13 protein-coding genes are annotated in these 11,788 nt (G+C 33.0%); 4 read left to right on the top strand and 9 right to left on the bottom strand.

The genetic code is table 11. From position 1 onward, the window contains the following. Positions 1-2: 2 nt before the first annotated feature. From STK_RS08560 to STK_RS08545, 4 genes are read right to left on the bottom strand one after another with little or no spacing between them, the layout of a single operon-like run. Complete coding sequence (locus tag STK_RS08560) at positions 3-896, bottom strand: 3-methyl-2-oxobutanoate dehydrogenase subunit beta (protein ID WP_052846976.1); 894 nt, start codon at positions 894-896, stop codon at positions 3-5. Beyond that, positions 893-2,053, bottom strand: coding sequence for a transketolase C-terminal domain-containing protein (locus tag STK_RS08555; protein WP_010979581.1), 1,161 nt, complete (start codon positions 2,051-2,053; stop codon positions 893-895). The genes STK_RS08560 and STK_RS08555 overlap by 4 nt, the downstream gene beginning before the upstream one ends. A gap of 2 nt (positions 2,054-2,055) precedes the next feature. Further along, positions 2,056-2,322 carry a 4Fe-4S binding protein gene (locus STK_RS08550; protein ID WP_052846589.1) on the bottom strand — a complete coding sequence of 89 codons (267 nt, stop codon included), beginning with the start codon at positions 2,320-2,322 and terminating at the stop codon, positions 2,056-2,058. Then, positions 2,315-2,860 carry a 2-oxoacid:acceptor oxidoreductase family protein gene (locus tag STK_RS08545; RefSeq protein WP_010979580.1) on the bottom strand — a complete coding sequence of 182 codons (546 nt, stop codon included), beginning with the start codon at positions 2,858-2,860 and terminating at the stop codon, positions 2,315-2,317. Before STK_RS08545 ends, STK_RS08550 begins: the two co-directional genes overlap by 8 nt. Before the next feature lie 131 nt (positions 2,861-2,991). On the opposite strand from STK_RS08545, the gene STK_RS08540 reads away from it, so the two are divergent. Continuing rightward, positions 2,992-4,242: an MFS transporter gene (locus STK_RS08540; RefSeq protein ID WP_052846588.1), complete on the top strand. Its 1,251-nt coding sequence runs from the start codon at positions 2,992-2,994 to the stop codon at positions 4,240-4,242. Here STK_RS08540 and STK_RS08535 read toward each other — a convergent pair. Further along, the gene (locus tag STK_RS08535) at positions 4,228-5,376 is read right to left on the bottom strand and encodes an ArgE/DapE family deacylase (protein ID WP_010979578.1); all 1,149 of its coding nucleotides are present in this window, start codon (positions 5,374-5,376) and stop codon (positions 4,228-4,230) included. The genes STK_RS08540 and STK_RS08535 overlap by 15 nt on opposite strands. Positions 5,377-5,679: 303 nt before the next feature. On the opposite strand from STK_RS08535, the gene STK_RS08530 reads away from it, so the two are divergent. Next, on the top strand, positions 5,680-6,207 hold the full coding sequence (locus tag STK_RS08530; RefSeq protein ID WP_010979577.1) for a hypothetical protein: 528 nt from the start codon (positions 5,680-5,682) through the stop codon (positions 6,205-6,207). On the opposite strand, the gene STK_RS08525 is transcribed toward STK_RS08530, so the two are convergent. Further along, entirely contained in the window at positions 6,180-6,701 is a 522-nt protein-coding gene (locus tag STK_RS08525) for an NADH-quinone oxidoreductase subunit B (RefSeq protein WP_010979576.1), read from the bottom strand. The two genes, STK_RS08530 and STK_RS08525, sit on opposite strands and share 28 nt — an antisense overlap. 273 nt (positions 6,702-6,974) lie before the next feature. Here STK_RS08525 and STK_RS08520 point away from each other — a divergent pair, with 273 nt between their 5' ends. Continuing rightward, positions 6,975-8,033, top strand: coding sequence for an L-threonylcarbamoyladenylate synthase (locus STK_RS08520; RefSeq protein ID WP_010979575.1), 1,059 nt, complete (start codon positions 6,975-6,977; stop codon positions 8,031-8,033). Next, positions 8,020-8,706: a biotin--[acetyl-CoA-carboxylase] ligase gene (locus STK_RS08515; protein WP_052846587.1), complete on the top strand. Its 687-nt coding sequence runs from the start codon at positions 8,020-8,022 to the stop codon at positions 8,704-8,706. The genes STK_RS08520 and STK_RS08515 overlap by 14 nt, the downstream gene beginning before the upstream one ends. A gap of 16 nt (positions 8,707-8,722) precedes the next feature. On the opposite strand, the gene STK_RS08510 is transcribed toward STK_RS08515, so the two are convergent. The 3 genes from STK_RS08510 to tldD are packed head-to-tail and all read right to left on the bottom strand — an operon-like array spanning position 8,723 to position 11,776. Further along, positions 8,723-9,151, bottom strand: a complete 429-nt coding sequence (locus STK_RS08510) for a universal stress protein (protein ID WP_198429665.1) — start codon at positions 9,149-9,151, stop codon at positions 8,723-8,725. A 41-nt stretch (positions 9,152-9,192) separates the two neighbouring features. Further along, entirely contained in the window at positions 9,193-10,437 is a 1,245-nt protein-coding gene (locus STK_RS08505; protein WP_069168150.1) for a TldD/PmbA family protein, read from the bottom strand. Next, entirely contained in the window at positions 10,430-11,776 is a 1,347-nt protein-coding gene (gene tldD / locus STK_RS08500) for a zinc metalloprotease TldD (RefSeq protein ID WP_010979571.1), read from the bottom strand. The genes STK_RS08505 and tldD overlap by 8 nt, the downstream gene beginning before the upstream one ends. Positions 11,777-11,788 lie beyond the last annotated feature (12 nt).

Genomic DNA, 11,788 nt, shown 5'->3' with positions numbered 1-11,788 from the left:
CATCATTTTTTAACCATTTCTTTAATTTGTTCCCACATTTCGTCTATTGATTCTTGAATTTCTTTAATTTGTTCCTCAGTAAGTTTACTAAATCTTCCCTGCAATTTTAAGTATTCTATCACTGGTTTTCTGTTTTTCTTATCAAGTAGTGTCTTACTAACACTTGTTAATCTAAATTCTCCGTTCTCTATTTCAAATAATGGCCAAACACCGGTTTCTACAGCTAACTTTGCAATTTCAATTGTTAAACTTGAGTCAAAACGCCAGCCTGGTGGACATGGTGATAGTAAATGTATGTACCTAAATCCGTGAATTTGCTTTGCTTTCCTCACCTTTGCTTGATAATCAAATGGATAAGCTATTGATGCAGTAGCTACGTAAGGTATTTTATGTTCAGCCATAATGAATGGTAGTGGTTTTTTGAACTCTCTTTTACCTTCTGGAGTTGTAGTTGTCCAGGCTCCTTTAGGAGTTAAACCTGAACGTTGAATTCCAGTATTCATATAGGCTTCATTATCATAACAAACGTAAAGTATGTCTTCATTTCTTTCAGCAGCACCACTTAAAGTAGCAAAACCTATATCTCCAGTGGCACCATCACCAGCCCATACTGTAACTATTGCATCTTTATCTCCTCTCATTCTTAAAGCCCTAACAATACCAGAAGCTACAGCTGCGGATGCGGCAAATGCACTATGAACTACTGGAACTGTAGATGGCATCCCAGAAGTATCTCCTAAAATTACTGTTGAGCATGATGCTGGAACAACTAGTACAGTTTTCTCTCCTAATTCCTCAATTAGTATATCTAATTCCCTTGGAATTGGACAACCTGGACATGCAGCATTTCCTCTATAGAATTTTGGAATTCTTTTAACTTGAGTGATTAAACTCATAACAACCACCTCTCCTCTTCTAACCTACCTTCAATTAGATCTTCCATTACTTTTTGGAAGTGTAAGGGTCTAACATCTTTACCACCTAAACCGGCTACAACGCTATAAACTGGAACCTCTAATCCATAAAGAGATGATTTTACTTCATTTGCTAAAATACCTCCAGAGCCGAAAGATACAGCTCTATCAAATATTATTACACCCTTCATTGACCTCAAATACTCCTTTACTTTTTCCCTTGGGAAAGGTCTGAATACTCTAATCTTTAATAATCCTGCCTCAATACCTTGATCTCTTAATCTGTCTACTGCGACTTTCGCATCACCGCTCCATGCGCCCATAGTTACAAAAGCATACTTTGCATCTTCACATTTATAGCATTCAACAAGTCCGTACTGCTTTCTTCCAGAGATTTTCTCATATTCTCTCATTATTTCTTCGATGACTAACTTAGCTCTTTCCATAGCCTTCATAGCTTCATATCTTATTCTCATATACTCATCTGGCTGTGCTATTGGGCCTACTCCTACTGGATCTGAAAAGTCAATTAAATTAAATTGTCTAGGTGGTAAGAATGAATCAACTTCATAATCCTCAAGCACTTCAACTCTCTCCATTGTGTGAGTTAAGATAAAGCCATCAAATCCCATCATTACAGGCATTATTACCCTTTCATCTTCAGAAATCCTAAAAGCTTGAAGTGTTAAATCGTAAGCCTCTTGAACGTTTTCAGCCATAATTTGAATCCATACAGCATCTCTTTTACTCATAAAATCTTGATGATCATCCCAAATGCTCCAAGGCTCCGCTATTGCCCTTGTTGCTACTGCAGCTACCATAGGAACTCTCTGACCACCAGCCCAATATATCATTTCGCCCATGTACAATAGTCCTTGTGAGGCAGTAGCAGTAAATACTCTAGCACCCGCTACTGCTGCACCATAAATTGTTGCTAATGCTGAATGCTCACTCTCTATTCTTACAAGCTCTGCTTTTAGTTCACCTGAACTTATATATTCAGCAAGTTTTTCTAACATAGTAGTTTGAGGTGTTATCGGAAACACTGCTAGTACTTGTGGTTTAGCTTGTTTAACTGCATAAGCAACTGCATGATTACCTACTAGTGCTAAGGCTTTTCTTTTTAAAATTTGAGTCATTTTTATTTCACCTCCCTAACCATCTCAATTGCTTTTGTGGGACAAACTTGAGCACATACACCACAACCTTTACAATAATCATAATCAATTTTAGGAAATAAATTCTCTAACAAATCGATTGTATTTTCTGGGCAATATAGCACACATAGCCTACACTTAGTGCATTTATCATAATGAATCTCAGGTTTTTCAACTCTCCATAATCCAGTATTTCCAGCTGACCCAATTTTTGGTCTTGTGATTGGAATTCCTTCTGGGACTTTAATCAACTTTTTTCACCTCTTTATACCCTCTTTCAACAGCTTCTGCGTTTAATTCGCCAAGCTTTCCAGGAAATTCTTCTTTTATCGCTTCCTCTAAGGAAGTTAAAGAAGGCATTCCTAAAATTTTAGCTAAAGCGCCAATCATTGTAGTATTGACTACTGCCCATCCAGCTATTACTAAGCCTAAATCTTTAGCAATTGATGTTGCATCCACAATATACTCATTTTTCCAAATTTTCTTTGCTTCTGATGTGTTAATTAATAAGAAACCGTCTTCTTTTATGCCTTGTGTTACATCCATAATTTTAGTTAAGGAAGGATCAAAAACTGCTACTCCATCCGGGTTATATACTTCCCTATGTAAAAGAACAGGTTTGTCCGAGAGACGTAAAAATGATACAACCGGAGCTCCTCTTCTTTCTCCTCCATAAAAGGGAATTGACTGAGCATACTTATCCTCAAGAACTGTCGCTTTAACCATTAATTCTCCCGCGGTAACTACTCCTTGCCCTCCTCTACCTCTTAAGGCTATTTCGATAAGCATTTTTCCACATTTAATTTTTTTCTCTTATGACGAAAAAATTTTAACTTACTAAAACCCGACGTTAATATAATTAACCTTGTTAAATATTAGAAAGGTAATTTTAAAAATAAATACTACTGTATAAGCTCAAGTTGATAAAAAGAAATATAAAATGGCTTTACCTTACTTTGCCTTATAATGCTACTATAGGTCCGATATCCACTCTTATAACCCTACAAATTATTTCTTTGGGAGGAAACGCGCTTGATATCGCTTATGTAATATCACTAGGTAATCTGGTATTAATTCCTTCGTCGATCTTCTGGGGTTATACAGCTGATAGGATTAGTAGAAGAAAACAAATTATCACCAGTTTCTCTGGTACAGCTTTTTCTCTTTTCCTTCTATCTTATTCTAGGAATGTTCAAATGATAGCTTTAGGATACTCCTTACTTATCTTTACATCAACAGCGTCTACGACACCATTCAATCTTTTAGTTATGGAATCTGCTAGTAAAAAGGAATGGGGAGCGTTATTTTCTAGATATTCATTTCTTTCATCAATAGGGACCTTAATCGGATTGTTAATATCAACGTTTCTTGTAATATATATGAGAATATTTCAAATAATTTTCATATTAGCTGTAATTATGGCTATAACATCAATCATTTCTGTTAAAATTCTGCCAGAACCAATCTTAACTTTTGAAAGAACAGCAATACTCCATCATAAAGAGTCCTTCTTTACACGATTACTTCATTTACCATTAATGTTTTTACATTTGCCTAATCCTCATCATTTTAAATTATTTAAACTTAGTAGACTATTGAAAAAACCAATAAATTACGTTCCTTTACTTTATATTGCTATAGTTATCTTTTACATTAGTAGTGGAATCTTTAACACAGTTTATCCAGCAAGTCTTTACGTAAAAGGTTTAGATAAGTCAGAAGCTCTTGCAGTTATAACTATGGGGATGATATTTCAAATTATAGGGTTTAGAATAAGTGAGAAATTAATTAAAGATAAGAATGAGACTGAACTTGCTCATAAATCTCTGCTTCTTAGAGGAGGCTCGTACTTTATACTTGGCGTTTCTACATTATTATTTTATGGTCAATTAATTCTGATTTTGGGATTAATATTTTATCCTTTAGCAGCTGGTATAGCCTTTGCAATTTACTATTCATCATCAAATACTTTGATATTTAAGATCGTTGGAGAGAGATCACAAGGTAAAAATCTTGGTGTGTATAGTACTGTAGTTGGAATTGCACTTTTTCTAGGTAGTCTTCTATCTGGATATATAACTCATTATTTAAGTTATGGAATTGACTTCATAACAGCTGGGATTTTACTATTCATCTCTTCATTAATCTTTAGATACCTAGAAGAGGGTTAATAAATAATCTTTTATAACAGTATAGGAATTTCTTAATTCTTTAAATGAAATAAACTCGTCATAAGCGTGAGCCATACCTAGCTCTCCTGGACCGTAAACTATTACTGGAACTCCTTTATATCTAAAATATCTACCATCTGTAGCACCAGTAATAATATATTTCTTAGCTTTAATTCCTAGCTGTTTATATATAATATTTTCCAATTTTTTCACAAACTCATTATCTGGAGGAGTATAATTAGGCTCTGAGATATCTAGAGGTATTATTTCACCTTGTTTCACAAGACTCCTTACAATATTTAATGCTTCACCACTATTTATTCCAGGAGGTATTCTCATATCAACTTCAACTTCAGCGTAATCTGGAACTACATTAACCTTAACTCCGCCTTTAATTACACCGGGATTAAAGGAAATCCTCAATACATCATTCTTAGCAATTTCGGAAGGTATTCTTGCTGTCATCGCTTCTATGAGATTATCTGGGATTTTTATTTCAATCTCTTTTATTTTTTCAAGTTGAATTAAATCCTTAACGAGTTTCATTATTGCATTTTCACCTAAAGATGGAAGACTTCCATGAGCAACCTTACCTTTAGCGATTAACTTTACTTGCAATAGCCCTTTTTCACCAATGTTTATAGAATCTGAACCGGATGGTTCAGATATGAGTACTAAATCTGGCTTATATCTATCAGCTAAATATTTTGACCCTTTATCACCACCACTTTCTTCATCTGGAACAGCTGTGAAAATAAGGTTATAATTAACTTTATCGGCTATTTCAGTAAATACTTTCATGAAAACGGCTAAGCCTCCTTTCATATCAGTACTTCCTCGCCCGTAAACTTTATCATCAATGATCTTTCCAGAAAAAGGATTGTATTTCCACTTATTAACATCTCCAGTAGGGACAACATCATAATGGCCGTTTAACATTATTAGCTTGTCATTTTTATTGCCATTTTCGGAAATAACAACTGGCCAGCCCTTTTCAAACTCTATAACTTGAGATGAAAAACCCTGAGATGAAAGATAATCTTTTATAAATGAGGCACAATCATGTAGGTTTTCAGCTGGTGGATTTACTGTAGGAAATTGAATTAATTTTGAGGTTAATTCCTCTATTTCCATAAATTATTTTTAAGCATTCTGATTAAAAGGATTTAATATTATGAATGATAGAAGAAAAATCTAAAAAGAATAGAAGATAATATAAAAATATGATATTGAATACTTTTTATTTTTACATCGATATTTATAATTATCTTTTACATAAATATTCATCAGTAAATAATACTAATTATCTTAAGTCCTATTAAGCAAGGAAATAATTCGGAATTTATTTCTATATTTTAAATTGTTCATTTAGCTTATAAGCAAATTAAAGTTTGATTAAATGAAAAATAGATAAGATATTAAAACGTATTTATACTTATGAAACTCCAAGGAATAGATATATCATCAATACTTAAGCCTGAAGCTAAGTATGTAATTCTTACTAAGAAGTTTGTATCATCATTAGCTGAAGATTATCCAGATTTTATATCATACAATGAGATGGGCATTAAACTAAGAGAATTAATTGTAGTTAGCAAAAAAGGAATGTATACTGGTTATAAATATTCTATTACAGCGAATAAGGATGGTGGACTAACATCATTAATTGATGACGACAAAGTAATAATAGCCCTAAGAGCAAAAAAACTAGAAAAGTTCTTAACAGCAGAGCTTCGATTCTTAGGGTTTAAAAAAGACAATCTAGACAAGATTCTAATTCTGCATGATGTTCCAGTAATTGGAAATAATAGAGAAGAATTAATTAATGATATAAAAGAATATCTTAAGCTTTGGAACGGTATTGAAATTTCAGATTTACCTGCTATAGTTAAACCAGAGTATAAGACTCCAGTAAAAGGAAAAATATTAGACGTAGATTATGCAGATTTAGCTTTTACTGTTTGATTACTTCTTATTCTTTTTTGAAGTGTTATTATAGCTCTTGCTAATGCTTCTGGTCTAGTTGGACAGCCTGGGGCATAAATGTCTACTGGAATCCCAATTTCTGAGGGTAAGACAGTATTATAGGAGTTCCAAAATATTCCACCTTCAAGTGAGCAAGCTCCCATAGCTATTACCCATTTGGGTTCTGGCATTTGATCATAGACAATTTTCGCTGCTCTTGCCATTTTTCTAGTTAAAGTGCCTTCAATAACTAATAAATTAGTTTGCCTTGCAGAGGAAAATGGAAGAACACCAAATCTCTCAGCATCAAATCTAGCTGCAGCAAAAGCTCCAAATTCTGTTCCACAACAGCTGGTTGTTAAATGTGGTGGCCATAGTGAAAATGAAATACCCCAATCTATTAAGTTCTTTATCGGTTTTCTGTTTATCAACCATTGGATTGCTTTCTTAGATGCTTCTTGTAAGTTTCCTGTTAAAAGTAGTTCTTCAGTCATTATAATCCCATATTACAATTAGAGGCATTCTTAAAATCCTTTTGTTAATAAAAGTCGTACAATTTGTGTTTCATTGGAAAAAAATGTATATACATTTCTATTCAATTTTAAACTCTAGTACGGGTTTTTAAACCCATCATCATTTTTTCAGCGATCACCTCATCTATCACCGTTCAACTAAATCAGTATAGAGCGCCTCAGACATCATAATCCTCAATACTAATTTCTCATCACTGTTTAAATTTAAAAAGTAGCATACTATTAACATTTTTTATGACTCAAATAATTAAGATCGATCCATTGAACCCAGAAATTGATAAAATAAAAATAGCTGCTGATGTTATAAGGAATGGTGGAACAGTAGCTTTTCCTACAGAAACTGTTTACGGTTTAGGTGCTAATGCTTTTGATGGAAATGCGTGTTTAAAAATATTTCAAGCTAAAAACAGACCAGTTGATAACCCACTAATTGTCCATATTGCAGATTTTAACCAGCTGTTTGAAGTTGCTAAAGATATACCAGATAAAGTATTGGAGATAGCACAAATTGTTTGGCCAGGCCCTCTTACATTTGTTCTAAAAAAGACCGAGAGAGTTCCTAAAGAAGTTACTGCTGGTCTGGATACTGTTGCCGTTAGGATGCCAGCTCATCCAATAGCATTACAATTAATACGTGAGAGCGGGGTTCCAATAGCTGCACCTAGTGCTAATTTAGCTACTAGACCAAGTCCTACAAAGGCTGAAGATGTAATTGTAGATCTAAATGGAAGGGTAGACGTAATTATCGATGGTGGACATACGTTCTTTGGTGTTGAAAGCACAATAATTAACGTAACAGTTGAACCACCGGTACTTCTTCGACCTGGACCTTTCACAATTGAGGAACTAAAGAAGCTCTTTGGTGAAATAGTTATTCCAGAATTTGCTCAAGGAAAGAAAGAAGCTGAAATAGCCTTAGCACCTGGAATGAAATATAAACATTACGCGCCTAATACAAGATTACTATTAGTAGAAAATAGGAATATATTTAAAGATGTAGTGTCTTTGTTGAGTAAGAAATATAAGGTTGCACTTCTTATACCTAAAGAACTAAGTAAAGAGTTTGAAGGTTTACAACAAATAATCCTTGGCAGTGATGAAAATTTATACGAAGTAGCAAGGAATTTATTTGATTCTTTCAGAGAACTAGATAAACTAAACGTTGACTTAGGCATTATGATAGGTTTTCCAGAAAGAGGAATAGGATTTGCTATCATGAATAGGGCAAGAAAAGCATCAGGCTTTTCAATTATCAAAGCTATTAGTGATGTGTATAAGTATGTTAATATTTAAGTTTCCTAGTGTAACTTCAACTCAAGATTTAGCTGAAGCAATATATCAAATAATAAACGCAGATGAGTTTGTAATTGTTGCTGAAGAGCAAACTAGGGCAAGAGGTAGATATAAAAGAGAATGGTATTCTCCTAAAGGTGGTTTATGGTTTACTTATGTGATAAAGAACTATAATGCAGAAAAAATTCCCTTTCTTACTTTTAGATCTTCATTAGCTGTTAGAAAAGTGTTATCAACTTTTCTTAATGTAAAGATAAGGTGGCCAAATGATATTGTCTACGGAAAAAGAAAGATTTCTGGTATTCTTATTGAGGGAATTAGTGAAGGAGCAAATAGTACAGTTTTCATAGGTATAGGAATTGATACGAACGTAAAGAGCTTACCAGAAGAATTAAGTGCTACTTCTCTTTATCTAGAATTAAATAGGGAAGTAGATAATGATAAGATGCTAAATGAAATTATTAATGAAATAAAAAATTATGAAAAAATTAGTGATAAGGAAATCATAGATGAAATTAATGAACATCTGTCTATAAAGGATAAGAAGGTAAAACTAATAAGTAAGAGTGAAGAGAGAAATTGCCTAGCATTATTTGTTGACTATTATGGAAGACTTGTAACAGAATGTGGAATATTCGAAGTAGAAGACATTTTAAGAGTAATAGAGGAATAAAAAGAAAGAAGAATTTTTACTTTACGACTAATACGGGTATTTTAGCCTCTTGAACTAGTTTTGTGGATACGCTCCCTAGAATTATTCTCTTAAATGTTGAAAGCCCCCTACTTCCAGTAACTATTAGATCAACACCATTTTTTCCAGCATATTCTAAAATTGCTGTTGCTGGATCACCTTCAAGAACTACACCTTCAACGTCTTTAACACCTTGATTTTGAGCTTTTGCTTTAGCGTTGTTAATATCGCTTTTTGCCTTATTGTAAACTTGTTGAATTACTTCTCCTGGAATAGGTGCTACACCCATACCTAATAGTGCTGCTGTATCTACAACTTCTACGATATCTAGTTTTGCTTCATATCTTTTAGCTAAATCTATCCCAATATCTAATGCTCTAGCCGCATGATCTGAGCCATCATAAGCTACGAGGATCTTTTTGAACATATTCATCACTTTTCTTATGGAATAGATAGAATTTAAATATTTCATACGATGGTAACGTTTTTCACTCTGAGTGCTGAAGTACTCAAATTACCATAAATTGTCTTCTCTCCTACACTACCTTCAATACCTTTAATGAAATCCTTTAGATTTCCAGATAAGGTTAATTCCTTGTATGCTGTACCTTCTTTTTCGTTCCATGCTATGGGAATCACTACTGAGAATTCTCCAGTATCAAAATTACTAGTATGAACTCCTTGTACTTGACCTATAAATATTCCTTCGTTATCAGAACCGCTTTTTACATTTATATCTAATATTGTAGGCGAAATATAAGGAAGAACTGAGTAGTTCCTAGCAGCTGAATGTGTATTTTCTCTATTAGCCTTTAAACTCCAGTAAGTATTTGATAAGAATTGAGTAATTTTTCCATCTTTTATTAAGTAGTTTATCTTAGATGGTAATCCCTCTGCATCAAAAGATCTACTATAAGGGGCCTCAGGTATTAAAGGATTATCGCTTATTTCTAGTTTCTCGTTTATTATTTCTCCTTCTTTTAATGGCGATTTTCCTCTGTAATAATTCTCTAAAGAGATTGCATGAGAAAATAACGGAGAGAATAACTCTGAAAGTGCTTTAGGAGTAAAAATCCCCTCTGACATAGGTTTTTCTAATTTCACCCTTTTCTTCTTAAATATTTCTTTCATTTTCAAAATATTACCCTTAAGATTATCTATGTTAATATTTAAAGATCTACTTGTTGCATATTCATATATTTCTGGGCTAATTTCAATATCATTCTTTATGTTAAAACTTAAACTTATTGAGGAAAGACTTCTCTCTTCCTCTACATCAATTCCTTCTGAACTAACAATCTTAACCTTTAAGTTCATAACTTCATAATACTCGGATACAACGTTGACATATTCTCTTATCTCATCACCAAAGGCTAAGTAATCATTAATTTTAGTTTGTGCATTTACTATATCAAACATTTTTAAGTTTAATTTACTAATCTTTTCTGGAGATGGTAAAACATTAAATTTATCTTCTTTAGACGCATGAAGGCTATCAAGTGCTAAATCTAAAAGATTATCAAGTCTATTACCATATGCAAAGCCTAACTTACCATCTTTTATTATTCTAATACCATATCCTCTATCTAAAATATTCATGTTTTGGTACTGTCTTTCTCTTTTAATTTGAACGGCTCTAAGTTCTGCCATAAAGACTTCAATTGAATAACCTAATTCCTTTCCTTTTTGGACAATAGTGTATACATCATTCAATTATACCACCAACTTTCATATTTTCAACTAAAACGTATGGACCACCAACACCTACTGGGACACTTTGACCATCTTTTCCACAATAACCAGGAGAAACATTAAATTCTTTAGATATAGCCTTAATATCTCTTAATGTTTCGATTGTATAACCAGAAATTCCAACATTTCTTAGAGGTTCTTTAACTTCTCCGTTTTCTATCTTATATGCTTCTTGTATTCCAAACTGGAAAGTACCATCTGGACTGGTTTGACCACCACGTGGAGAAACTAACAATATCCCTTGTTTTACCTCTTTAATCATCTCGTCATAAGAATAAGAACCAGGAGATATGTAAGTATTTCTCATCCTTATTATAATAGGATTCCTAAAATCTTCTGCCCTTGCATTACCAGTGGGTTTCTGGCCAAGATATGAGGAGTAAAATCTGTCAGTAAGGAATTCGTTTACCGCCCCATTCTTTATAATATGAACATCTCTTCCCTCTATTCCGTCATCATCATAAATAGTAACTCCTATACCCATAGGATAATCCACTATTGGAGAATCTACTATATTTAAAAATTCCGGAGCTATTTGTTTTCCTCTTAATTCATAAAGAATACCATTTATAGCTAAATCAGCTTCGGCTAAATGACCTATAGCTTCATGGGCAAAAACTCCAACAACTTCTGGTGCTAATACAACAGGGTATTTATCAGCTTTTGGTGGCTTACCTTTAAGTTGTCCTTCTATCCTAATTTTTAATGTCTGTAAAATATCATTGATATCAAATACTTCTAGTGGATAGCCTTGGAATGTAGATTTTGAAACATAGGCTGATGCAACAATATCATTTTCTCTAGCTACTGCAACAATCGAAAATCCACTTATTACATATTTTTGTTTAATCTCTCTATCTTCAGTGCTATAATATTCTTTTTCAAAATGTGACTCATAATATCTTATATTCACACTTTTTATCCTATCAGACAAAGAAAATACGCTTTCTCTTATTTTTCTTAAATCATTAAATTTTTCTTTAATTAATTTATTAAAATCATATTTTATTTTTATGTCAACATTATCCTTTTTTGGAGGCATGTAAATGATATTCGTTTTTTCATCTCCATAACTTACGTTAATTGCATCTTTAACGTCATCGTAACCTATTTCACCAGTACTAGATTTATACCCCCAATTACCTCTATAAAGCACTCTCAATGAGAACCCTTGGTCAATTCCATTAGTGGTTATTAATTCCCTATCTTCAGTTACAGTCAAAGAAAGTTCTTTAATTTTCATTATTCTTAAATCAGCAAATGTAGCCCCTAATTCCTCAGCCTTTTTTAATAAATCCATATATTTTACTTT

Origin of the sequence: Sulfurisphaera tokodaii str. 7, assembly GCF_000011205.1 — an archaeon.
GTDB lineage: Archaea > Thermoproteota > Thermoprotei_A > Sulfolobales > Sulfolobaceae > Sulfurisphaera > Sulfurisphaera tokodaii.
This window is presented reverse-complemented; position numbering and strand designations above follow the sequence as displayed.